This is a genomic window from Bordetella pseudohinzii, assembly GCF_000657795.2.
Classification (GTDB): Bacteria; Pseudomonadota; Gammaproteobacteria; order Burkholderiales; family Burkholderiaceae_B; genus Bordetella; species Bordetella pseudohinzii.
The window spans coordinates 125,215-149,073 of sequence record NZ_JHEP02000003.1 but is presented as its reverse complement, the minus strand read 5'-3'; the positions used below and the strand labels follow the sequence as shown (position 1 = coordinate 149,073).

The following is a 23,859-nucleotide window of genomic DNA, read 5'->3' as shown; positions in this document are numbered from 1 at the left end:
TCCCCCAGGGGGAACCGTCTACAATGGCATCGGGTCTATATCCGCATTGCCCCCGCGCGAGCGGCCTTGTTCACGGGAATCGATATGGCTTCGGCATCCACCTCCTACGAAAACGCTTATTCCGAGCGCCGTTTCTGGCACAAGCTCGGCGGCCACGCCAAGGCCTCCGGCCGCCAGGTCCTGGAAAAAGCCCTCTGGCTCTATTACGCCCTGCAAGACCCCGCCACGCCCAAGTGGGCGCGCCGGGTCATCTACGGCGCGCTGGGCTATTTCATCCTGCCGCTGGACGCCGTGCCGGATTTCGCGCCGCTGGTCGGCTATACCGACGATCTCACCGTCATGGCCGCCGCCCTGACCACCGTGGCCTTCACCATCAACGACCAGGTCAAGTCGCAAGCGCGGCAACGCCTGGACAGCTGGTTCGGCACGGCCGGATGACCGCCTCCCCCGGGGGCCTGACGGCCCAATGGCTGGCCGAGGCCCTGCGGCTGCGCGAAGAACACTGGGGCCCCCTCGAAGACCGCGACGAAGCGCGCCGCGCGCGCCAGGCCGAGGGCGATTTCTCCGCCCGGGTGCTCTGGCGCGCCTTGCTGCTGGCCCGCCGCGAGGGCCTGGACACCGTCCTGGCGCACTGGCGCCAGGGCGCGGTGCTGTCCCTCGTCGTCCTGATGGTCATCGTGCTGGCCACCGGCGCGGGCGTGGCCTACGGCGCCTTGGGCGATGGCTCGCGCCCGGTCAATGTGCTGTGGGCGCTGGGCGCGCTGCTGGGCCTGCATGCGCTGATGTTCGCGCTCTGGCTGGCGAGTTTTCTGCTGCCCGCGGCGCGCGCCACCGGCCTGGGCCGCGTCTGGCTGTGGATCACGCGCAAGCTGGCGCGCGGCCCTGACAGCGCCCTGGTCCCTCAGGCGCTGCTCAACCTGCTGGCGCGCGCCGGCGCGCTGCGCTGGCTGCTGGGCGCCGTCAGCCACCTGCTGTGGCTGGCCGCGCTGTGTTCGGCCCTGGGCACCCTCATCATCATTCTGTCCACGGCCAGCTACCGCTTCATCTGGGCCACCACCTTGCTTTCGCCCGAAGCCTTTGTGCGCCTGACGGCCTGGGCCGGCTGGCTGCCCGCCCAGTTCGGCTTCAGCCTGCCCGATCCGGCCATCGTGCGCGCCAGCGACGGGCAGCAGACCCTGCCGGCCGCCGCCCAGGTGCAGTGGTCGGTCTGGCTGATCGGCATGATGGTGTGCTGGGGCATCGTGCCGCGCCTGCTGGCGGCCCTGGTCTGCCTGGCCATGAGCGCCCGGGCGCTGGGCCGGCTGCGCATCGATGCCACGCTGCCCGGCTATGCCGCGCTGCGCGACCGGCTCACGCCCATGGCCCCGGCCAGCGGCGTGGACCGCCCGGCCGACCCGCTGCACACGCCCCGCATCAGCAATACCGGCGCCATCGCCGGCAGGCCGGTCTACGCCAGCCTGGAGCTGCCCGCCGACCAGGACCGGCCCGCGCCCGCGACCGACGCCGTCTTCGATGCCGGCAACCTGGACACCCGCGAGCAACGCAATGCGCTGCTCGACGCCCTGGCGGCCAGCCCGGCCTCGCGCCTGCTGCTGGCCTGCGATACTCGCCAGACGCCGGACCGCGGCTCGCTGGCCCTGATCGCCTCGCTGTCGGCCCACGCCGGCCAGACCCGCATCTGGCTCGTGGGCCAGGGCGAGCGCCTGGCCCAATGGCGCGAGCGGCTGCAGGCCGCCGGGCTGCCCGGCTCGGCCATCCTGGCCGAGCACGAACCGGCGCTGCGATGGCTGGAGCGGGGGTCGGATGACTGAACGCCTGCGCCTTGCCGTCGTCGGCCACAGCAACACGGGCAAGACCTCGCTGTTGCGCACGCTTACGCGCGACCCGGATTTCGGCGAGGTGGCCGACACCGCCGGCACGACCCGCCATGTCGAAAGCACCCTGGTGCGCGGCCACGGCGCCATCGAGTGGTTCGACACCCCAGGCATGGAAGACAGCGTCGCGCTGCTCGAATATCTGGACCATATCGCGCCCCTGTCCGAACGCCTGGACGGGCCGGCGCGCATCCGGCGCTTCCTGGATTCGCCCGAGGCCCGCGGCCGCTACGAGCAGGAAGCGCGGGTGCTGAACAAGCTGCTCGATTGCGAGGCCGGGCTCTACGTCATCGACGCGCGCGACCCGGTGCTCAGCAAGCACCGCGACGAGCTGGCCCTGCTGGCGGCTTGCGGACGGCCGCTGCTGCCGGTGCTGAACTTCGTGCACGCGCCCGGCCATCGGGCCGCCGAGTGGCGCGATGCCATGTCGCGCCTTGGGCTGCACGCGGTGCTGGAGTACGACACGGTGGTGCCGCCGCTGGATGGCGAACAACAGCTCTATGCCCGCCTGGCCGTGCTGCTGGACCGTCATGCGGCCATGCTGGCCAGCATATCGGCCGCGCTGGCCGAAGAACGCGCCGCCCGCCGGCGGGCCGCCTACCGCCTGGCCGCCGAATTGCTGATCGATGCCGCCGCCTTGCATCTGCAAAGCCCGCCGCAGGCGCTGCAGGAAACCCTGCAGGAATTGCGCGACAAGGTGCGCGGCCGGGAGCAGGCTTGCGTCCGGGCGCTGCTGACGCTTTACAACTTCCACCGCGATGACTATCGCGCCGACGCCTTGCCCCTGCAGGGCGAGCGTTTCGGCATGGACCTTTTCCATCCCCAGGCGCTCAAGGACATGGGCGTGCAGCTGGGCGTGGGCGCGGCGGCTGGCGCCATGGCCGGCGCCGCCGTCGACCTGTTCTCGGCCGGCCTGACCCTGGGGACGGGGATGTTGATCGGCGCGGCCGCCGGCGGCCTCTGGCAGGGCGTGGACCGCCTGGGCAAACGGCTGTCCGGCAAGCTGCGCGGTTACCGCGAACTGAGCGTGGACGACAGCGTGCTGCGCCTGCTGGCGCTGCGCCAGCAACAGCTCATCGAAGCGCTGGAGCGCCGCGGCCATGCCGCGCGCTCGCCCATCGTCCTGCCCCAGGCCGCGCAGTGGCAAAGCGGACCGCTGCCGCCGCCGCTGAAAGAAGCGCGCAGCCGCCCCGAGTGGTCGGCGCTGGCGGCCGGTTACGTCGATGACGACCGGCGCAAACAGCAGATCGCGGTCCTGGCGGACCTCCTTGCCGATCCTGTCCGATACGATACGGATACCGAGTGATAACCCCAATCCAAAACGATTGACGCTTAAACGACCGCCTCTATAAGATTCGCCTACACAGAGGCGCGGGCCGATCCCTAGCGCCACAGCACAAGGGGCCGCTCTACCGTGAAGTCCTCCGCCACACCCGCCGCCTGCCGCGGCGCACCCGCCGGCGCTTCTGCCGACTCTTCCATTTTCTAAGCAGTACGCCTTACCCGGCCGCACTGACGCGGCCGGCCCTGCCACTGTTGCGCCTCGCGCACTACACGGAGTACTAGGGCTATGCGTATCAAATCTGCATTGAAGTATTCGGCATTGGCCTTGGCGCTGGGCGTCGCGGCCCTGGGCAACACCGCCCAGGCCAAGACACTGCGCTGGTCGTACCAGGGCGACGCTACGTCGATGGACCCCATGGCCCTGAACGAGACGTTCACGCTCGGCTTCCAGGGCAATATCTACGAAACGCTGGCCGGCTACGACGGCGACCTCAAGCTGGTGCCCATGCTGGCCGAGAGCTGGTCCAATCCCGAGCCCACCAAGTGGATCTTCAAGCTGCGCCAGGGCGTCAAGTTCCATGACGGCTCGCCCTTCACGGCCGACGACGTGATCTTCTCCTGGAAGCGCAGCCTGACACCGGGCTCGGACATGAAGGGCTATGGCGCCAAGGCCAGCGACATCAAGAAGGTCGATGACTACACCATCGAAGTGACCACGCCCACGCCCAATCCCATCCTGGTGCGCGAGTGGACCTTTCTCTACATCATGAGCAAGAGCTGGTCCGAGAAGAACAAGACCACCGAAGCCACCAACGTCAAGGGCGACAACCAGGGCAATTACGCCAACCTCAATGCCAACGGCACCGGCCCCTTCATGCTGGTCGAGCGCCAGCCCGACGTGAAGACCGTGCTCAAGCGCTTTGATGGCTATTGGGACAAGAAAACCAAGACCAATGTCGACGAGGTGATCTTCCAGCCCATCACGCAGGAAGCCACGCGCGTGGCCGCGCTGATTTCGGGCGAAATGGACATCGTGCAGCCGGTGCCGGTCCAGGACTGGAAACGGCTCGAAGACGCCAAGGGCGTCAAGCCGCTGTCCGCCCCCGAGGCCCGCGCCATCTTCATCGGCATGGACCAGGACCGCGACGAACTGCTCTTCTCGGACATCAAGGGCAAGAATCCCTTCAAGGACGCCCGCGTGCGCGAGGCCGTGGTCCTGGCGGTGGACACCAAGGCCATCAATGACAAGATCATGCGCGGCGCGGCCAAACCGCTGGGCTCGCTTATCGCCACCTCCATCAATGGCTACGATGAATCCTATGGCGCGCCGACCAAGCCCGACATCGAGCGCGCCAAGAAGCTGATGGCCGACGCCGGTTACGCCAAGGGCTTCACCGTCACGATGGACTGCCCCAACGACCGCTACGTCAACGACGAGAAGGTCTGCCAGGCCGTGGCCGGCATGCTGGCCCGCGTCGGCATCAAGATCAATCTGCTGGCGCAGACCAAGTCCAAGTACTTCGGCAAAATCCTGCTGCAGGCCGGCAACCAGACCAGCATGTATATGCTGGGCTGGACGCCCAGCTCCACCGATGCGCACAACGCGCTCCTGAACCTGGCGGCCTGCCGCGACGCCAAGACGGCGGCCGGGCAGTTCAACCTGGGAGGCTATTGCAATAAAAAGGTCGACGAACTCACCAACAAGATCGGAGTCGAGACCGACCAGGCCAAGCGCAATGCCATGATCAAGGAAGCCTTCGAGATCGTGCGCAAGGACTTCGGCTACCTGCCGCTGCACCAGCAACCCATGTCCTGGGGCGTGAAGGACAACATCAAGGTCATACAGCGCGCCGACGACGTGCTCGACCTGCGCAACGTCGTCATGCCCTGACGACGCCGGGAAACGGACGCGGCGGCGGCGCAGACCGCCGCCCGTCCCGGGGGCAGTCCCTTTTGTAGCCACATTTTCCAGGGCCCCAACGTTATGCTTGGTTTCGTTACGCGACGCCTTTTTCAGTCGCTCATCGTCATGCTGGCGGTCGCGCTGATCGCCTTTGCCATGTTCCGCTATGTGGGCGATCCCATCGCCAGCATGGTGGGCCAGGACACCACGCCGCAGCAGCGCGAACAGCTGCGCGCCGAACTGGGCCTGAACGACCCCTTCGTGGTGCAGTTCGCGCGCTTCGTGGGCAATGCCGCGCGCGGTGATTTCGGCATTTCGTATCGCCATCGCCGGCCAGTGGCCGACCTGCTCGAAGAGCGTTTCCCGGCCACGCTGGAGCTGTCCTTCGTGTCGGCCGTGATGGCGCTGGCCTTCGGCATCCCCATGGGCGTCTATACGGCGCTCAGGCGCAACGGCCTGCTGTCCAAGGCCTTCATGGCCCTGTCGCTGGCCGGCATCTCGCTGCCCACTTTTCTCATCGGCATCCTGCTCATCCTGGTCTTTGGCGTGCAGCTGCGCTGGCTGCCCAGCTTCGGGCGCGGCGAAGTGCTCAGTCTGGGATGGTGGACCACGGGCCTGCTCACGCCATCGGGACTGGCCGCGCTCATCATGCCGGCCATCACGCTGGCGCTGTTCCAGATGACGCTGATCATGCGCCTGGTGCGCGCCGAAATGCTGGAAGTCCTGCGCACCGACTTCATCAAGTTCGCGCGCGCCCGCGGGCTGCCGGAGCGCCTGATCAATTTCCGCCACGCGCTGAAGAACACCATGGTGCCCGTCATCACCATCACGGGCCTGCAGCTGGGCTCCATCATCGCCTTCGCCATCATCACGGAAACCGTCTTCCAGTGGCCCGGCATGGGGCTGCTCTTCATCCAGTCGGTCAGCATGGTGGACATCCCCGTGATGGCGGCCTACCTGATCCTGATCGCCTTCATCTTCGTCGTCATCAACCTGGTTGTCGATCTGCTGTACTTCGCGGTCGATCCGCGCCTGCGCGTGCAGAGCAAATAGGAAGCCGTATGATCGCCCGTATCGCACCGCTTTTTTCCCGCGCCGCCGACAGCGACCTGTGGCACAGCTTCAAGCATTCGCCCGGGGCCATCGTCTCGGCCTCGCTCACCCTGCTCATCGTGCTGGGCGCCTTGCTCGCGCCGCTGATCGCGCCGCACAATCCCTTCGACCTGGCGTCGCTGAACATCATGGACGCCAACACGCCGCCGGCCTGGATGGAAGAGGGCTCGCCCGATTTCCTGCTGGGCACCGATGACCAGGGACGCGACATCCTCTCGGCCATCCTGTATGGCGCGCGCGTCTCGCTGCTGGTGGGCTTTGCCTCGGTGCTGTTCTCCATGGTGCTGGGCGTCTCTCTGGGCCTGATCAGCGGCTATGCCGGCGGGCGCGTGGACAGCATCATCATGCGCATCGCCGATGTGCAGCTGTCCTTTCCCACCATCCTGGTGGCGCTGCTGATCGATGGCGTGGCCCGCGGCCTGCTGCCGCGCGACATGCACGACCAGCTGGCCCTCTATGTGCTGATCTTCGCCATCGGCATTTCGGGCTGGGTGCAGTACGCGCGCACCGTGCGCGGCTCCACGCTGGTCGAGCGCAACAAGGAATATGTGCAGGCCGCCAAGCTGATCGGCATCGGTCCCTTGACCATCCTGCGGCGCCACATCCTGCCCAATGTGACGGGGCCGGTGCTGGTCATCGCCACCATCCACCTGGCGATCGCCATCATCACCGAGGCCACGCTGTCCTTTCTGGGCGTGGGCGTGCCGCCGACCGCGCCCTCGCTGGGCACGCTCATCCGCATCGGCAACAGCTATCTGTTTTCCGGCATGTGGTGGATTTCGATCTTTCCCGGCGTCGCCCTGGTCGTCCTGGTGCTGTCGGTCAATCTGCTGGGCGACTGGCTGCGCGATGCGCTCAACCCCAAGCTGCGCTGAGGTCCGGACATGGCACTGCTGAACATCGACCATATCCGCATCGAGTTTCCCAGCCGCCGCGGCACGCTGGTGGCCATCGACGATGTCTCGCTGTCCGTGGACAAGGGCGAGATCCTCGGCGTGGTGGGCGAATCCGGCGCGGGCAAATCCACCATAGGCAATGCCGTCATCGGCCTGCTGGAGGCGCCCGGCCGCCTGGCCGGCGGCCAGATCAGCCTGGAAGGCCGGCGCATCGACGGTCTGCCCAGGCATGAGCAGCGCAAGGTGAGAGGCCGGCGCATCGGCATGATCTTCCAGGACCCGCTCACCTCGCTCGACCCCCTGCAGACGGTGGAGAGCCAGCTGGTCGAGACCATGCAGGTCCACCTGGGCGTGTCAGCCGCCGATGGCGCCCGGCGCGCCGTCGATATGCTCAGGCAGGTCGGCATCGACCAGCCCGAACTGCGCGTCAAGCAATACCCGCATCAGTTTTCCGGCGGCATGCGGCAGCGCGTGGTGATCGCGCTGGCGCTGTGCTGCGAGCCCGAGGTCATCATCGCCGACGAACCCACCACGGCGCTGGACGTCTCCATCCAGGCCCAGATCCTCGATCTGCTGCGCAAGCTCTGCAAGGAGCGGCAGGTGGGCATGATCATCATCACCCACGACATGGGGGTGATCGCCGACATCACCGACCGCGTGGCGGTGCTCTATCGCGGCAAGCTGGTCGAGGAGGGGCCCACCGCCAAGATCCTGGGCGATCCGGACCACCCCTACACCCGCAGCCTGATCTCCGCCGTGCCCCGGCCCGACATCAAGCTGCGCCGCTTTCCGCTGGTGACCTATATCGAGGACGTCCGCAAGCCCAGCGCCGCCGTGGACCTGTCCACGCACTGGCTGGGCCAGCGGCGCGATTTCGGCAAGACGGGCGAGGGCGCGCTGGTCGAGGTGCGCGACCTGGGCATGCGCTTCGTGCTGCGCCCGGCTTTCTTCAAGCGCAACCAGCGCACGCTGGACGCCGTGAAGAACGTCAATTTCGCCATCCGCGAGGGCGAGGTCTTCGGCCTGGTGGGCGAGTCCGGCTCGGGCAAGTCCACCGTCGCGCGCCTGATCTCCAACCTCTACCACCCGACTTCGGGCACGGTCTGGTTCAATGGCAGCGACCTGACGGCCATCAAGGACGAGAAGGCGCGCAATCCTTTCCGGCGCCAGATCCAGATGGTGTTCCAGGATCCCTATTCCTCGCTCAATCCGCGTATGCGCGTGCTGGACATCGTGGCCGAGCCCATCCGCTTTCATCGCCTGGCCGACAGCGAAGCGCAGGCGCGCCGCATCGTGGCCGACCTGCTCGACGTGGTGGGCCTGGGCCCGCAGGCGGCCCAGCGCTTTCCGCACGAGTTCTCCGGCGGGCAGCGCCAGCGGATCTGCATCGCGCGGGCGCTGGCCACGCGGCCGCGCTTTCTGATCTGCGACGAGCCGACCTCGGCGCTGGATGTGTCCATCCAGGCCCAGATCCTCAATCTGCTGAAAGACCTGCAAGAGCAGTTGCGCCTGACCATGCTTTTCATCAGCCATGACCTGCCGGTCATCCGGCAGATGTGCGACCGGGTGGGCGTCATGCGGCATGGAGAACTGCTGGAGGTCGCCGAGACCGAAACCCTGTTCACGGCGCCCCGGCACGCCTATAGCCGCCATCTGCTGGGCTTGATGCCCAAGCTGGCGGCCATGTCGCGCGAAGGCCTGGAGGTGGTCGCCTAGGCGCGGCTACCAGCGTCCGGAAGCGCCGCCGCCGCCGCTGCTGCCGCCTCCGCCGCCAAAGCCGCCGCCCCCACCGCCGCCGCCCCAGCCGCCGCCGCCAAAACCGCCCCCTCCGCCGCCCCGGCCGCCGCGGTTCAGGAAGGCTTTTTTCAGGCCGGTGACGCCCAGCAGAAAACTCAGGCCGCCCACGATGACCGCCGCGATAGCGGCGATGAGCAGGCTGCCGCTCATGAAGCCGGCCGCCACGCCGGCGAACAGCGCTCCGATGACGGGCGGGGCGGCGATCAGCACCACCAGCAGGAATAGCCCGACGTCGAGCAGGTCGCCCCATTCGAAGCCGCCGCTGCCGCCAGGGCTGTCCGCGGCGGGCGCGGGCAGCGGTTCGCCGTCGATCAACTTGATCAGGGCATCCGCCCCGGCCTCGATGCCGCCCGCGTAATCATCCTGCTTGAAATGCGGCACCACCTGCTCACGGATGATGCGCCCGGCCATGGCGTCGGGGACCGCGCCCTCCAGGCCATAGCCGACTTCGAAGCGCAGATTGTGGTCATTCTTGGCCACGACGAAAAGAATCCCGTCATCGACCTTCTTGCGCCCCAGCTTCCATTGGTCGAAGACCCGGGTGGCGAACTGTTCGATCGTATCGGGTCCCGTGGTGGGCACGATAAGAACGACGACCTGCGCGCCCTTGCGTTCTTCGAGCGCGGCCAGCCGGGTCTCCAGCGCTTGTTGCTGGCTGGCGTCCAGCGTGCCCGTCAGGTCGGTGACCCGCTTGGACAGCACGGGCACCGGCACCGCCTCGGCCACCTGGGCCCGCGCCGGCCCGGCCAGCCACAGCAGGCAGGCCAGCGCCCAGGCGAGCGCCGTCCACCAGCCCTTATTGCTTGCGAGGTTCATTGCTGAACTTCACTTCCGGCGGCTTGGAGATCGCGGCTTCGTTCTCGACGCCGAAATTGGCCTTGGGCGAGTAGCCGAAGATCTTGGCGGTGATCACCTCAGGGAATTGGCGCACCAGCACGTTGTAGGCCTGCACGGACTGCACATAGCGGCCGCGCGCCACGGCGATGCGGTTTTCGGTGCCCTCAAGCTGGACCTGCAGGTCGCGGAACACGCCATCGGCCTTGAGCTGGGGATAGTTCTCCGACACGGCGATCAGGCGCGAAAGCGAGGAGGACAGGGCCGCCTGCGCCTGCTGGAAACGCTGCAGGGCCGCGGGGTCTTCCAGCTGCTCGGCCGTGATCTGCACGCTGCCCACCTTGCTGCGCGCCTCCGTGACCTGGGTGAGCACATCGCGCTCGTGGGTCATATAGGCGTCGGCCACCTTGACCAGCTGCGGCACGAGATCGGCGCGGCGCTGGTACTGGTTCAATACCTCCGACCAGGCGGCTTTGACCTGTTCATCGGCCGCCTGCATGCTGTTGTAGCCACAACCGGAAAGCAGGACCGTCAGGGACATCAGCCAGGTCCAGGCCAGCACTCGCATCGTTCTCATAGTGTTACCCCAAGGTGAAAACCCACGAATTACAGCACCAAAGGCCTATACAAATGTATCGCGCCTTGTTACAGCTTAGTCTATCGGCAACGGGCGCATCGGTTACAATCCGCTTTGTGTGCATTGCCAATCGGCACACGTCCCTAGGCGCCTTGCCGCCGGCCGGGCATCCGCCCTGCCTATCCCGTTTCTCCTCGTTCGTCCGCCTGGATTGGAGTCTCTCAACTTGAGCGACAGGCTGCCGCTGGAGTTGTTTTTGACTACCTCTTCTTCTTTTGCCGACCTCGGGCTGGCTGATTCCCTGTTGCGTGCGATCGCCGAGACCGGCTATACCGCGCCCACGCCCATCCAGGCCCAGGCCATTCCGCAGGTGCTGCGCGGCGGCGACCTGCTGGCCGCCGCCCAGACCGGCACCGGCAAGACCGCCGGCTTCACCCTGCCCATCCTGCAACTGCTGTCGCAGCGCAAACCCGCCAAACGCATCCCTGGCCGGCCGCGCTGCCTCATCCTGACCCCCACCCGCGAGCTCACCGCCCAGGTGGCCGAGTCCGTCCAAGTCTACGGAAAACACACCGGCCTTACCTCGATGGTGATGTTCGGCGGCGTGAATATCAACCCGCAGATCACGGCCCTGCGCAAGCCCGTGGACATCCTGGTGGCCACGCCCGGCCGCCTGCTGGATCACGCCGGCCAGAAAACCGTCGACCTCTCGGGCGTCGAAATCCTGGTGCTCGATGAAGCCGACCGCATGCTGGACATGGGTTTCATCCGCGATATCCGCAAGGTGCTGGCCCTGCTGCCCAAGTCGCGCCAGAACCTGCTGTTCTCGGCCACCTTCTCCGACGAGATCCGCGAGCTGGCCCGCGGCGTGCTGAACAATCCGGGCGAGGTCTCCGTGACCCCGCGCAACACCGCCACCGAGCTGGTCACCCAGACCGTGCACATCGTCGAGCAGGCCCATAAGCGCGACCTGGTCAGCCATCTGATTCGCGAAAGCGGCTGGCACCAGGTGCTGGTCTTCACCCGCACCAAGCACGGCGCCAACCGCCTGGCCGAAAAACTCGTCAAGGACGGCCTGTCGGCCGCCGCCATCCACGGCAACAAGAGCCAATCGGCGCGCACGCGGGCGCTGGCCGGCTTCAAGGACGGCAGCGTGGCCGTCCTGGTGGCCACCGACATCGCCGCGCGCGGCCTGGACATCGATCAATTGCCCCAGGTGGTCAATTTCGAGCTGCCCAATGTGCCCGAAGACTATGTGCACCGCATCGGCCGCACTGGCCGCGCCGGCGCCACGGGCGCGGCCGTCTCGCTGGTCGACAGCAGCGAAATCAAGCTGCTCAAGGCCATCGAGCGCCTGATCAAGAAAACCATCGAACGCAAGACGGTCGACGGCTGGACGCCCCCCGTGGGCGTGGCGGCCGAGCCCGAACCGCAAGACGACGAAGAACGCGGCTTTGGCCGCCGCAACGGCCGAGGCGCGCCCGGTGGCCGCAACGGCGGCAACCGCGGCGGCGGCCGTGCCCCTCGTCCGGCTGCCGAAACGCGCGCGCCGCGTCCGGCCCGCAGCGCCGAAGGCCGCCCGGCCCCGGCCAAACCGGCCGCGCCCAAGCCGGCCGCGCCGAGGCCGGAAGCCGGCGCCGCCCGCCGCCCCGAAAGCGGCAATCGCCCGGCTCGCGGCCCCGCTCGCGGGGTGCTGCTCGGCAAGTAAGCGAGGATATCCGCCATGACGCTCTCGACCTGGTTGACCTTCTTTCTCGCCTCTTGGGCGATTTCCTTCTCGCCCGGCGCGGGCGCCATCTCGGCCATGAGCTCGGGCCTGAAATACGGCTTCGCGCGCGGCTACTGGAACACCGCCGGCCTGATCATGGGCATCCTGTTCCAGTTCCTGATCGTGGCCGTGGGCCTGGGCGCCGTGCTGGCGACGTCCGAACTGGCCTTCATGGTCGTCAAGTACCTGGGCGTGGCCTATCTGGTCTACCTGGGCGTGCGCCAGATCCGCACCGACGCGGCCCCCGTGGCCGTGGACACCGGCGATCCTGGCCAGGCCTCGATCCGCGAACTCGTCATGCGCGGCTTCCTGATCAACACGATGAACCCCAAGGGCACGGTCTTCCTGCTCGCGGTGGTGCCGCAATTCGTCGACCCGGCCCAGCCGCTGACCGCGCAATACGCCGCGCTGGCCGGCACGCTGGCCTTCACCGACCTGGTGGCCATGGGCTTCTATACCCTGTTGGCCGCCAAGGTGCTGCGCCTGCTGCGCAGCGCCCGGCATATCCGCTGGATGAACCGCATCTTCGGTTCGCTCTTCATCATCGCGGGTGTCTTTCTGGCGACATTCCGCCGGCACGGCTGATCGCGAGCGCCTCCCTCCATCCTATGAATATTGTTCAAGAAGTCGCGCGGCGACGCACCTTCGCCATCGTCTCCCACCCTGACGCGGGCAAGACCACGCTGACGGAAAAGCTGTTGCTGTTCGCAGGCGCGATCCAGATCGCCGGCAGCGTGAAGGCCCGCAAGGCCTCGCGCCACGCCTCTTCCGACTGGATGGAAATCGAAAAGCAGCGCGGCATTTCCGTGGCTTCCTCGGTCATGCAGATGGAGTACCGCGACTGCGTCATCAACCTGCTGGACACCCCGGGCCACCAGGACTTCTCCGAAGACACCTATCGCGTGCTGACGGCGGTCGACGCCGCGCTCATGGTGATCGACGCGGCCAACGGCGTCGAACCCCAGACCATCCGCCTGCTGCAGGTCTGCCGCGCGCGCAACACGCCCATCATCACCTTCATCAACAAGATGGACCGTGAAGTCCGCGAGCCGCTGGAGCTGCTCTCGGAGATCGAGGGCCATCTGGGCATGGACGCGGTGCCCTTCTCCTGGCCGGTGGGCATGGGCAAGTCCTTTGGCGGTGTGTTCGACATCCGCCGCGACCGCATGCGCCTGTTCCGCGCGGGCCAGGAGCGCCGCGGCGACGATGATGAATTCATCGAAGGCCTGTCCAACCCGGAAATCCCCCGTCGCTTCGGCCAGGCCTTCGAGCAGGCCAGCGGCGAAATCGAATTGATCAACGAAGCCGCCCCCGCCTTCGACCACGACGCCTTTCTGGCGGGCAAGCAGACGCCGGTTTTCTTCGGCTCGGCCATCAACAACTTCGGCGTGCAGGAAGTGCTCGACGCCCTGGTCGAGCTCGCGCCCCGGCCGGGCCCGCGCCAGGCCCTGGAGCGCGAGGTCAAGCCCGAAGAGCCCAAGTTCACGGGCGTGGTCTTCAAGGTGCAGGCCAATATGGATCCGGCGCACCGCGACCGCGTGGCCTTCGTGCGCGTCAGCTCCGGCCGCTTCGAGCGCGGCATGCGCCTGAAGGTCGCGCGCACCAACAAGGAAATGCGCCCCAACAACGTGGTGTCCTTCCTGTCGCAGCGCCGCGAGCTGCTGGACGAAGCCTATGCGGGCGACGTCATCGGCATCCCCAACCACGGCGTGCTGCAGCTGGGCGACGTGCTCACCGAAGGCGAATCGCTGCACTTCACGGGCCTGCCTTTCTTCGCGCCCGAGCTGTTCCAGGCCGTCGAGGTCAAGGATCCGCTGCGCACCAAACAGCTGCGCATCGGCCTGACGCAATTGGGCGAAGAAGGGGCCATCCAGGTCTTCCGTCCCGAGGCCGCCGGCGGCGCCCTGCTGTTGGGCGCGGTGGGCCAGCTGCAGTTCGAAGTCGTCGCGCACCGCCTGAAAACCGAGTATGGCGTGGACGCCCGGATGCTGCCTTCGCGCTACACGATGGCGCGCTGGATCACCTCCGACAACCCCAAGGCGCTGCGCAAGTTCATGGATGCCAATGCCGCCCATATCGCCTATGATGTGGTCGATGCTGCGGCTTTCTTGATCAGCTCGCCGGCGCAGTTGCGCGTCGCTGAAGAACTGTATCCGGATGTGAAATTCCACGCCATGCGCGAGCATGGCGGCAAGGTTTTTGGAGACAAAGCCTAAGCCGGTCAAACACCGCAGAGCAAATGAGGTTAGCAATGTCTTGGCGTTTATTGTTCGCAACGCTTCTGGTCACCCTGGGCGCGGCCGCCTGGGGCGGCTTGCAGCTGGGAGATTGGCTGGTGGCGCATGCCCCCGCCGCCAGCGAGGCCCCCGGCCAGGAAAGCGGCGCATCCGAGCAGACGGTATTGGACGCCAATGGGCGGCCCTATGTCGCCCAGCCGCCGCAGCCGCGCATCGACGGCACGCTGGGCGTGCCCGAGCAGCCGGCCACGCGCGAATGGGCGGTCAATACGGCGTCGCTGTTCGAAAGCAACGCCGATCCTTCCGTCCGGATTTCCCGAGACAGCATTTCCATGGACCGCGCGCGTCAACTGGCCGCCGAGTCCGATGTGCCGCTGCCCAGCGGGCCCTCCGACGTCTCCACGCTGGACTTGCAGCAGGCCCTGCCGCCTGGCATCCCGCCGCCGCCCGCGCCCCCGATCCAGCAGGACGGCGTGGCACGCATCAATCCGCCGGTGGCCCTGAACACGCCGCGCTCGCCGGCGCCGGGCGCGCCGGCCAACTGGCAACAGCAGCTGCGCAACGAACTCGCACACTGCGCCACGCTGGGCTTTTTCGAGCGGCCCAGCTGCTCCTGGAACGCCCGCAACAAATACTGCGCCCCCAACCGCGCCTGGGGCACCTCGGCCGACTGCCCGCGCCGCCCCGAATAAAACGCCGGCCCAAGAAAAAACCCCTTTCTCTCGAAAGGGGTTTTTGCATTGCGGCGCCGGATCTCAGTCGGAGACGTCCATCTGGCTTTGCAGGTAGTTCTGCAGGCCGACCTGATCGACCAGGCCGATCTGGGTCTCGAGGTAGTCGATGTGCTCCTCGGTATCGTCGAGGATGTCCTGCAGCAGATCGCGCGAGACATAGTCACGCACCGATTCGCAATAGGCGATGCCGTCCTTCAGCGTGGCCTGGGCGGTCTGCTCGACCTTGAGATCACAGGCCAGCAGCTCGGGCACATCCTCGCCGATCAGCAGCTTGTGCAGGTCCTGCAGATTGGGCAGGCCGTCGAGCATGAAAATACGCTCGATCAGGCGATCGGCGTGCTTCATTTCCTCGATGGATTCTTCGTACTCATGCTTGCCGAGCTTGTTGAAGCCCCAGTGGCGCAGCATGCGCGCATGCAGAAAATACTGATTGATGGCCGTCAGCTCGTTGGTCAGTTGCTTGTTCAGAAACTGGATGACCGTTTTGTCGCCTTTCATGATGTACTCCTTGATCTGGCGGGCCCGCTCGCATAAGCGTGGAACCCCGGCAGACTACCACCCTCGGCGGCGCCTCGCCTAGCCTTTGGCGGTATTTGGTAAATCGCTTTGCGAGCGCAACATGAAAGCGATAGAAAAATGCGAATGACTATTGATATGTAATGCAATGGCGCCGGACCGCCGTATTCATGCGCGCTGCGGCGCGCTGGCGGATGCATTCACCCCCGGCCGGCGAGCCGGCTTGCCCGCGCCAGGCGGCCATCGCGCGCCATTTTTCGCCGCCGGACGGGCAAGAAAAATACGCAACGACCTCAGACGCTGCGACGGGTGGCCAGCCAGATGCCGACCGCGATGGGCACGATGCCCAGCATGTCGAGCCAGGAAACCGGTTCGCGCAATACCAGCCAGCCGAAGAACAGGCCCAGCGGCGGCATCAGAAAGTGCAAGGCGCTGGCCGAGGTGGCGCTGCTGCGGCCCAGGATGAGAAACCAGAGGTAGTAGCTGCCCATGGACACGGCCACGATGGTGTAGGCCATGCTCCAGAACAAGCTGGGCGTGAACTGCGCCTGCGCCAGCGATTCATAGTGCAGGGCAAACGGCCAGAGCGCCAGGCCCGCGGCCAGGGACTGCACCCCCGTCGCCATCCAGAGATTGGCCGCGGGCTTGAGTTTCTTGTAGGCCAGCGTCCCCGTCACCAGCGCGATCAGGCCGCCAGCCACCAATAGCGTGCCGTGCATGTCTTCGTGGGCGCCGGCGCCCACCAGGCGCGAGCGCAGCACGATCACCACGCCGGCCAGGCCCAGCAACAAGCCCGCCAGCTTGCGCCAGCCCAGGCGTTCGCCCAACACCGGACCGGCCAGGATGCCGGTCAGCAGGGGGTTGGTGCTGATCAGCACCGACGTGAAGGCCGAGGACAGCGTCGCCATGCCGCTCCAGCTCAGGCCCAGATAGAGCGCGTTGTTCAGCAGCCCCAGGCCAACCAGGGCCAGCAGGTCGCGGCGGGCCGGCATGCGCAAGCCGCCCGTGAACGCCGCCAGGCCCAGCATCAGCACACCGGCGATGCTGAACCGTATGGCCAGCAGCGTCAGGGGCGGGCAGTCGCGCACCGCGATCTTGGCCGCCGCGAACGCCGAACTCCAGAGCACGCAGAACAGCGCGATGGCGCCCCAGGCCGTGCGTTCGGGCGTGGCGGCCGAGGGGGAGGGGACGGCGAGGGTTTTCATGGCGCTGAGGGACGATAGGACGATGCCGGGCATTCTCCGCCCTTGCCCATGCATTGACAAATTCTTTATACGGATCAAAAGTATTTGAAATTCCGATGGGTGCCTCATGGACCTCGATCTTCTCCACAGCTTTGTCTCCGTCGTGGACACGGGCGGCTTCACCCGCGCGGGCGAGCGCGTGCACCGCACCCAATCGACCGTCAGCCAGCAGATACGCAAACTGGAGGCGGGCCTGGGCTGCGAACTCTTTCTGCGCGAAGGGCGCCAGGTGCGCCTGACCGAGGACGGCGAACGCCTGCTGGGCTATGCGCGGCGCATGCTGGCCCTGTCCACCGAGATACGCGAAGTCGTCAGTGGCGCGGCGCGCGTGGAAGTGCTGCGCCTGGGCGTGCCCGATGATTTCTCCGTCCAGCGGCTGACCGCGATGGTGGCCGACTTCGCGCGCGCCCACCCCGGCCTGCGCATTTCCATGCGCTGCGATCTCAGCATGGCCTTGCACCGCGCCATGGAGCGCGGCGAGCTCGACGTGGCCCTGCTCAAGCGCGAGCCCGGCCTGCCGGGCGCCCAGGCGGTCTGGCCCGAGCGCCTGGTCTGGCTGTGCGGGCCCTCGATGCCGGCCGAGCTGCCCGACCCCGTGCCGCTGGTGCTCTTCCCGCAGGGCTGCCTCTATCGCAACCGCGCCATTCATGCCCTGGAGAGCACCGGACGGCGCTGGCGCATCGCCTATGAGAGCGCCAATGTGAATGGCCTGTTGGCGGCGCTGGAAGGCGGGCTGGGCCTGGGGCTGATGGAAAGACGCTGCATGACGCCCGGGCTGCGCGTGGCCCCCTGGCCGCTGCCGGCCCCCAGTTCCAGCGAGCTGGCGCTTTGCCTGCGGTCCTCGGCCGGCGCGGGCGCGCGCCTGCTGGCCGAGGCCGTGCGGGCCTTCTGCGACGACCCTGGCGCCTGGCGGCCGGAATTGCTGCGGGCGGCTTGAGCCGAGCCGGCCAAGGCGAAAAAAAACGCCCTGGCGGGCGTTTTCGACAGGGCGGCCGGCGCTTATGCGGCGGCGACCAGGGGAATGGGGAATGTGTTTGCAGCCGGCTGCTCCGCCTCGACCATGGCGGCCGGCGGATTGACCGGGACCGCGATGGAGCGCACGTCGCACACGCTGGAAGCGCGTCCGCCGGGGAGGTATTCGCTGGCCGTGGCGGCGCAGCAACCGCAGCAGGAGGCCACCCCCAGCTCGAATTGCAGATCGCCCAGCGAACTGGCGCCGGCATCCACGCAGGCGCGGACTTGGCGTTCGGTAACGGCATTACAGATGCAAACGTACATGAGAATAATTATCGGCAATAACTGATTCTCATGCAAGTGCTTGCCATTATTTTTTGATGTTGCCGTGCAGCACGCAAGTTATTGAAAATAGGGACAAACTCTGCCCCGGGGTGTCAGCGCGCCGCGGCCTGGGCCTTGCGCACCGCGGCCGGGGCGATACGCAGGGCCTCACGGTATTTGGCCACGGTGCGGCGGGCGATCACGATGCCCTGGCTGGCCAGGCGCTCCATGATCTGGCTATCCGACAGGGGTCTGGCCCTGTTTTCTTCGGCCACCATCTGCCGGATATGGGCCTGCACCGCCGTGGCCGAGGCGGAGTCGCCGCTGTCGGTCGCCACGCCCGTGCCGAAAAAGCGCTTGAGCTCCAGCGTGCCAAACGGAGTGAGCATGTACTTCTGGGTCGTAGCGCGGGAAATCGTGGATTCGTGCAGGCCTAGCTCGCCCGCGATGTCCTTGAGGATGAGGGGTCGCATGGCGGCGGGCCCGCGGCTGAAGAACTCCGCCTGGTGCGCGACGATGGCCTGGGCCACGCGCAAGATGGTGTCAAAGCGCTGCTCGACATTGCGTATCATCCAGCGCGCCTGCTGGAGCTGGGCGTTCAGGCCCGCATAGGCCGCTTCGCGCTGGTTGGACAGCATCTGGGCGTACAGGCCGTTGATCTGCAGGCGGGGCATCACCGCGCTGTTGAGCACGGCCTGCCAGCCCTGGCGCGTCTTGCGCACCAGCACGTCGGGCACGGCGTAGTCCGCGGCCGGCGCGGTCCAGGCCCGGCCGGGCCGGGGCTCCAGCCGCACGATGAGCGCGCGCGCCGCGCGCAGCGTGGCCTCGTCCACGCGCAGGACCTCGCGCAGGCGCGCCGGATTGCCGGTGGCCAGGAGCGCCAGGTGCTGCGCGCAGATCTCCCGCGCACAGGCCAGCACCCCGGCTTGCGCGGCTTCGGGCAGGCGCTGGATATCGGGCTGGCGCAGCTGCAGGAGCAGGCACTCGGCCATGTCGCGCGCGCCGATGCCGGGCGGATCGAAGGACTGCAGCAGATTCAGGGCCGCGCGCAGCTCATCCTCATCGACCTCCAGTTCGGGGGGCAGCCATTGCAGGATTTCGCTCAGCGGCGAGCCCAGGTAGCCGTTGTCATCCAGTTCGTCGATGAGCAGGGTGACCAGGGCGGCATCGCGCGGGGCCGCGCGCGTCAGGTTCAGCTGCTGCATCAGATGCTCGCGCAGGGTGTCGTCGCGCGCCGGCGCATCGCTGTCGTCGTCCGGATAGACGCCGCCCGAGCCCGGCATCTCGTCGAAACGCAATTCCGTGTCCGGGGCGCTGTCGTCGTGTTCGACGCTGGCCTCGCGCTGGGGGTCGCTCTCGACCTGGTCGGCCGGAGTTTCGTCGCGTTCCAACAACGGATTTTCCGCCAGGGCCTGGGAGATTTCCGCCTCCAGCTCCAGCGAAGAAAGCTGCAGCAGCCGGATGGACTGTTGCAGCTGCGGGGTCAGGGTCAAATGCTGACCAGGCCGAAGTTCTAAGGCGGGACGAGTCATAGGTACAATATTTTGCATGATGAACCTGACTTCGCCCGAACGCATTCGCCAGGATGGCCGACTGATCGGCCAAACGCTGCTCAAACTGGCGCTTCCGCGTCTGGTGCTGAGGGCGATCGTCCTGGCCGTCATCGCCGTCATCTGGCTGCTGGCCAGCTCCTGGCTGCTAGCCTTCGGGAAAACCCTCGCTTTCGACAGCCTGCATACCCTGGGCCAGCAGACCGTCGACTTGCTCACGCGCCTCAATCCCTACTTCTGGTGGGGCGTGGTGGCCATCTGGACCCTGATCGTCTTCTTCGCCGCGCGCAACTGGCTGTCCGCCAGCCTGGCTTCCGGTCGGGCCCGTGTGGTGCCGCGCGACGTCCTGGCGCAACTGCGGCCGCAGCTGAGCGAAGACGTCGTCGACGTCCTGCGCTGGGTCTGGGGCGATCGCGAAGAGCCCTTTACCGTGGGCGATCTGCAACGCAGCTACCTCGAGCTGCGCCGCAACCGCATCGGCAAGATCGCGCTGGTGCGCGAGCAGACCGCCATCCTGGACCAGCCCGGCGGGCCGGCCCGCGGGCGTGAACCGACCCGTCCCCCTGGCCGCCAGCCCGAGCCCGTGAGCGACGCCCCGCGCCCGCCCGGCCGCTCGCCCTGGCGCCAGGATGAAGGGCCCCGCGAACCGCATCTCGGCCCGGACCGCTGAAGCCCGGCAGGCGCGGCGATTTGCGCGGCGCGCCAAAATGTGTTTGACTATTGCCTATGGCTACCCAACGCACCGCTCAATTTTCCGCCTCCGGACGCGCAAGCGCCCCGGTGTCGGTCGCGGCTGCGTCCCTCCAAGCCTCTTCCCTCCAGGGCGGCGTCGCCACCCTAGCGCTATCGCTACACCTACCGATCGGTTGCCGGGCCTAGTGCCCCGTGGTAGCTCGGCACCCGTACGTTTGCCACACGTCTTCCCCCTGTTTTAAAAACTGAATTCGGCCGCCACCCTGGCCGACGCCGGCTTGAAACCGCCACCCTGGTTCGCCGCGCCCGTGATACCCCCGGGATTCAACCGAAACCGATTGAGGTGTACCGATGCTCGCCAACCCCGCCACCAAGTACGTGCCGTTCCAGCCCTTCGCCCGTGATTTCTCCGAGCGCACCTGGCCCAGCCGCCGGATCACCCAAGCGCCGATCTGGATGAGCACCGACCTGCGCGACGGCAACCAGGCCCTGATCGAGCCCATGAGCGTGGAGCGCAAGATGCGCTTCTTCGAACAGCTGGTGAAGATCGGCTTCAAGGAAATCGAAGTCGGTTTCCCGTCGGCTTCGCAGACGGACTTCGACTTCGTGCGCAAGCTCATCGACGAGAAGCGCATCCCCGATGACGTCACCATCATCGTGCTCACGCAATCGCGCGAAGACCTGATCAACCGCACGGCCGAGGCCGCCGCGGGCGCCAAGCAGGCCATGATCCATCTCTACAACGCCTGCGCCCCGGCCTTCCGCAAGATCGTCTTCAACATGAGCAAGGACGAGATCAAGAACATCGCGCTGACCGGCACGCGCATGGTCAAGGCCGCGATGGCGCGCTATCCGCAGACGCAGTGGCGCTACGAGTACTCGCCCGAAGTCTTCAGCACCACCGAACCCGAATTCGCCCTCGAAGTCTCCAATGCCGTGGCCGAGGCCTGGGACGCCACGCCCGCGCGCAAGATGGTGCTCAACCTGCCGGCCACCATCGAGGCCACGTCGCCCAATCTGTACGCCGACCAGATCGAGTGGATGCACAAGAACCTGGCCCGCCGCGACAGCATCATCCTGAGCGTGCATCCGCACAATGACCGCGGCACCGCCGTGGCGGCCGCAGAGTTCGCCGTCATGGCCGGCGCCGACCGCATCGAAGGCTGCCTGTTCGGCAGCGGCGAGCGCACCGGCAACGTCGACCTGGTCACGCTGGCGCTCAACCTCTACACGCAAGGCGTGCACCCCGGCCTGGACTTCTCCGATATCGACGAAGTGCGCCGCTGCGCCGAGTACTGCAACCAGCTGCCCGTGCATCCGCGCCATCCCTATGCCGGCGACCTGGTGTTCACCGCGTTCTCGGGCTCGCACCAGGACGCCATCAAGAAGGGCTTTGCCCAGCAGAAGGCCGACGGCGTCTGGGAGGTCCCTTATCTGCCCATCGATCCGGCCGACCTGGGCCGCAGCTACGACGCCGTGATCCGCGTCAATAGCCAGTCGGGCAAGGGCGGCGTGTCCTATCTGCTCGAACAGGAACATGGCCTGGTGCTGCCGCGCCGCCTGCAGATCGAGTTCAGCCGCGCCATCCAGCGCGTCACCGACGAGACCGGCCGCGAAGTCAGCAGCGAAGACGTGTACACCATCTTCGCCAGCGAATACCTCGAACAGCGCGGCCCCTGGAAGCTGGTGCGCCATCGCATCGACGGTAATCCCAGCGCCGGCGCCGGCAAGCAATTCGCCATCGAAGCCGAGCTGGAGTACAACGGCGAGCGCCGCATCGTGAAGGGCAATGGCGACGGCGCCATCTCGGCCTTCGTGGCCGCGCTGGACGTCCCCGTGCGCATCATGGACTACCATGAGCACGCCATCGGCACTGGCACCGACACCCGCGCGGCCAGCTATGTCGAAGTGCGCGTGGGCGACTCGCCCACCGGTTTCGGCGTGGGCATCGACCGTGACATCGTGACCGCCTCCTTCCAGGCGGTGCTGACCGCGGTCAACCGCCATGTGCAGTCGCAAGGCCAGGCCGTGCCCGCCGACGACGAAGCCGCCGTCGTCTAATACGGCGCCGCCGCAAGTCCAAGCCCGGTCCGCGGACCGGGCTTTTTCTTGGCCCGCGCCTTTTGAACGGCCCGCGGGCTGCTTGCAGTTTTTGGTCAGGTTTGCTGCTGGAGGATGCGGTGCATCCAGCGCGCCATCGCCAGCAGGCTGTGGTCGGCGTGCGGCGCGCCCACGGCCTGCAGCCCCACCGGCAGGCCCTGGGGCCCCTGGGCGAAGGGCAGGTGCACGGCGGGAAAGCCGAACAGCGTCCACACGCGGCAGAACAGCGGATCGCCCGTGCCCTGGTCAAAGAAGGGCGCCTCGCCCGTGGCGCTGGGCGCCAGGATGACATCGTAGCGGTCGAACCACTGCAAGGCCCGGCCGCGCGCGGCGCCGGCGCGCGCCAGACGCTCCTGGTGATCCTCGGCGCGGATGGCCGCCCCCGCATCGAGTATGGCCAGCAGGCGAGTGCTCAGCTGCGCCCGGCAGCGGGTGCGCTCGAAAGCCAGCGCCTGGGCAGCCTCGAAGGCCATGACGTCGGCGTGCAATTGCACCAGGCTGCAATCTTCCGACGGCAGCGCCACTTCCTCGACCTGCGCGCCGGCGCGCGACAACAGCCGGGCCGCCTCTTCGTAGGCATTGCGCGTCTCGGGCAAGGCATGGCGCCACTGGAAGGTGCGCAGCATGCCCACGCGCGGCCGCTCGGCATCCTGCAGCTCGCGCAGACGCGCATCGCCCATCAGGACCGACGCCAACAGCGCCACGTCGTCGACGCTGCGCGCCAGGCCGCCTATCGTGTCCAGGTTCTCGCTCAAGGTCTTCATGCCGGCGCGCGGCACACGCCCGAACGTCGGCTTGTAGCCGACGATGCCGCAATAGGCGGCGGGACGGATGAGCGATCCAGCCGTCTGGGTGCCGATAGCCAGCGGCACCATATCGTCGGCCACGGCGGCGGCCGATCCACTCGAAGAGCCGCCCGGCGTATAGGCCGTATTGCGCGGATTGCGCGTGGGCCCGGGCTGGTAGGTCGCGAATTCGGTGGTGACCGTCTTGCCCAGCACGAACGCGCCCGCCTCGCGGCACAAGGCCACGACCGCGGCGTCCGCATCCGCCTGATGCGTGCTGTAGAGACCCGAGCCATAGCGCGTGGGAAAGTCCTGCGTGTCAAAGACATCTTTGACGCCAAGCGGCAGGCCATGCAGGATGCCCTGCACACCGGCGCTGTCCAGCGCCCGCGCCTGCGCGATCACCTGCGCGGGATCGAGGGCGGCCCAGGCCTGCACGGTCGGCTCCCGCTGTTCGATGCGCGCCAGGCAGGCGCGCGCCATCTGCTCCGCCGTGAGTTCACGGCGCTGCAAACGCTTGACGGCCTCCAGCGCGCCAAGCTGATTCAAGGCTTTCGCCATCCCCATATCCCTATATCGATCGTGCGCCTTGTATGCGGTTCCTGACTGGCGCATTAATAGCCGCAGTGTAGAAGCAAGCGCCCGCCATATGCAAAGTTGGAATAACACTAAAACC

At 67.1% G+C, this 23,859-nt stretch carries 21 protein-coding genes; 14 read left to right on the top strand and 7 right to left on the bottom strand.

Features of this window, described 5'->3' with window-relative positions; translation table 11 throughout:
- Positions 1 to 84 precede the first annotated feature (84 nt).
- The 7 genes from L540_RS05005 (at position 85) to L540_RS04975 (ending at position 8,786) form a co-directional block, all read left to right on the top strand.
- Entirely contained in the window at positions 85 to 438 is a 354-nt protein-coding gene (locus tag L540_RS05005; RefSeq protein ID WP_043210568.1) for a YkvA family protein, read from the top strand.
- The gene (locus tag L540_RS05000; protein ID WP_043210570.1) at positions 435 to 1,811 is read left to right on the top strand and encodes a DUF2868 domain-containing protein; all 1,377 of its coding nucleotides are present in this window, start codon (positions 435 to 437) and stop codon (positions 1,809 to 1,811) included. Before L540_RS05005 ends, L540_RS05000 begins: the two co-directional genes overlap by 4 nt.
- Positions 1,804 to 3,180, top strand: a complete 1,377-nt coding sequence (locus tag L540_RS04995) for a GTPase/DUF3482 domain-containing protein (RefSeq protein ID WP_043210573.1) — start codon at positions 1,804 to 1,806, stop codon at positions 3,178 to 3,180. The genes L540_RS05000 and L540_RS04995 overlap by 8 nt, the downstream gene beginning before the upstream one ends.
- 264 nt (positions 3,181 to 3,444) lie before the next feature.
- Positions 3,445 to 5,049, top strand: a complete 1,605-nt coding sequence (locus L540_RS04990; RefSeq protein WP_043210575.1) for an ABC transporter substrate-binding protein — start codon at positions 3,445 to 3,447, stop codon at positions 5,047 to 5,049.
- Positions 5,050 to 5,142: 93 nt separating this feature from the next.
- Positions 5,143 to 6,114, top strand: a complete 972-nt coding sequence (locus L540_RS04985; protein WP_043210578.1) for an ABC transporter permease — start codon at positions 5,143 to 5,145, stop codon at positions 6,112 to 6,114.
- Between the two features lie 8 nt (positions 6,115 to 6,122).
- Entirely contained in the window at positions 6,123 to 7,049 is a 927-nt protein-coding gene (locus tag L540_RS04980) for an ABC transporter permease (protein WP_043210580.1), read from the top strand.
- A 9-nt stretch (positions 7,050 to 7,058) separates the two neighbouring features.
- Positions 7,059 to 8,786: a dipeptide ABC transporter ATP-binding protein gene (locus L540_RS04975; RefSeq protein WP_043210582.1), complete on the top strand. Its 1,728-nt coding sequence runs from the start codon at positions 7,059 to 7,061 to the stop codon at positions 8,784 to 8,786.
- A 6-nt stretch (positions 8,787 to 8,792) separates the two neighbouring features.
- On the opposite strand, the gene L540_RS04970 is transcribed toward L540_RS04975, so the two are convergent.
- Together L540_RS04970 and L540_RS04965 are read right to left on the bottom strand one after the other, a co-directional pair.
- Positions 8,793 to 9,683: a TPM domain-containing protein gene (locus tag L540_RS04970; protein ID WP_053073165.1), complete on the bottom strand. Its 891-nt coding sequence runs from the start codon at positions 9,681 to 9,683 to the stop codon at positions 8,793 to 8,795.
- The gene (locus L540_RS04965; RefSeq protein ID WP_043210584.1) at positions 9,664 to 10,269 is read right to left on the bottom strand and encodes a LemA family protein; all 606 of its coding nucleotides are present in this window, start codon (positions 10,267 to 10,269) and stop codon (positions 9,664 to 9,666) included. The genes L540_RS04970 and L540_RS04965 overlap by 20 nt, the downstream gene beginning before the upstream one ends.
- Positions 10,270 to 10,534: 265 nt before the next feature.
- Between L540_RS04965 and L540_RS04960 the strand changes: the two genes are divergently transcribed.
- From L540_RS04960 to L540_RS04945, 4 genes are read left to right on the top strand one after another with little or no spacing between them, the layout of a single operon-like run.
- On the top strand, positions 10,535 to 11,986 hold the full coding sequence (locus L540_RS04960) for a DEAD/DEAH box helicase (protein ID WP_043211121.1): 1,452 nt from the start codon (positions 10,535 to 10,537) through the stop codon (positions 11,984 to 11,986).
- Positions 11,987 to 12,001: 15 nt separating this feature from the next.
- Complete coding sequence (locus L540_RS04955; protein WP_043210586.1) at positions 12,002 to 12,631, top strand: LysE family transporter; 630 nt, start codon at positions 12,002 to 12,004, stop codon at positions 12,629 to 12,631.
- 23 nt (positions 12,632 to 12,654) lie between these two features.
- Positions 12,655 to 14,262, top strand: a complete 1,608-nt coding sequence (locus tag L540_RS04950; RefSeq protein WP_043210589.1) for a peptide chain release factor 3 — start codon at positions 12,655 to 12,657, stop codon at positions 14,260 to 14,262.
- A gap of 23 nt (positions 14,263 to 14,285) precedes the next feature.
- Positions 14,286 to 14,975 carry a hypothetical protein gene (locus L540_RS04945; protein ID WP_180961708.1) on the top strand — a complete coding sequence of 230 codons (690 nt, stop codon included), beginning with the start codon at positions 14,286 to 14,288 and terminating at the stop codon, positions 14,973 to 14,975.
- A 63-nt stretch (positions 14,976 to 15,038) separates the two neighbouring features.
- Here the strand turns inward: L540_RS04945 and bfr are convergent, their stop codons facing one another.
- Together bfr and L540_RS04935 are read right to left on the bottom strand one after the other, a co-directional pair.
- Complete coding sequence (gene bfr / locus L540_RS04940; protein WP_043210594.1) at positions 15,039 to 15,515, bottom strand: bacterioferritin; 477 nt, start codon at positions 15,513 to 15,515, stop codon at positions 15,039 to 15,041.
- A 311-nt stretch (positions 15,516 to 15,826) separates the two neighbouring features.
- Positions 15,827 to 16,738: a DMT family transporter gene (locus tag L540_RS04935; protein WP_043210596.1), complete on the bottom strand. Its 912-nt coding sequence runs from the start codon at positions 16,736 to 16,738 to the stop codon at positions 15,827 to 15,829.
- 106 nt (positions 16,739 to 16,844) lie between these two features.
- Here L540_RS04935 and L540_RS04930 point away from each other — a divergent pair, with 106 nt between their 5' ends.
- A complete protein-coding gene (locus tag L540_RS04930) occupies positions 16,845 to 17,714 on the top strand; it encodes a LysR family transcriptional regulator (RefSeq protein ID WP_048025970.1) in 870 nt (289 codons plus the stop codon).
- 62 nt (positions 17,715 to 17,776) lie between these two features.
- On the opposite strand, the gene L540_RS04925 is transcribed toward L540_RS04930, so the two are convergent.
- On the bottom strand, positions 17,777 to 18,073 hold the full coding sequence (locus L540_RS04925) for a (2Fe-2S)-binding protein (protein WP_109842466.1): 297 nt from the start codon (positions 18,071 to 18,073) through the stop codon (positions 17,777 to 17,779).
- Positions 18,074 to 18,168: 95 nt separating this feature from the next.
- On the bottom strand, positions 18,169 to 19,587 hold the full coding sequence (gene rpoN, locus L540_RS04920) for an RNA polymerase factor sigma-54 (RefSeq protein ID WP_443623151.1): 1,419 nt from the start codon (positions 19,585 to 19,587) through the stop codon (positions 18,169 to 18,171).
- A 16-nt stretch (positions 19,588 to 19,603) separates the two neighbouring features.
- On the opposite strand from rpoN, the gene L540_RS04915 reads away from it, so the two are divergent.
- Both L540_RS04915 and leuA read left to right on the top strand, forming a co-directional pair.
- Entirely contained in the window at positions 19,604 to 20,275 is a 672-nt protein-coding gene (locus L540_RS04915) for a hypothetical protein (protein WP_043210602.1), read from the top strand.
- Positions 20,276 to 20,649: 374 nt separating this feature from the next.
- Positions 20,650 to 22,359, top strand: coding sequence for a 2-isopropylmalate synthase (leuA, locus tag L540_RS04910; protein WP_043210604.1), 1,710 nt, complete (start codon positions 20,650 to 20,652; stop codon positions 22,357 to 22,359).
- A 95-nt stretch (positions 22,360 to 22,454) separates the two neighbouring features.
- Here leuA and L540_RS04905 read toward each other — a convergent pair whose 3' ends face one another.
- On the bottom strand, positions 22,455 to 23,744 hold the full coding sequence (locus tag L540_RS04905) for an amidase (RefSeq protein ID WP_043211125.1): 1,290 nt from the start codon (positions 23,742 to 23,744) through the stop codon (positions 22,455 to 22,457).
- Between the last annotated feature and the right edge of the window lie 115 nt (positions 23,745 to 23,859).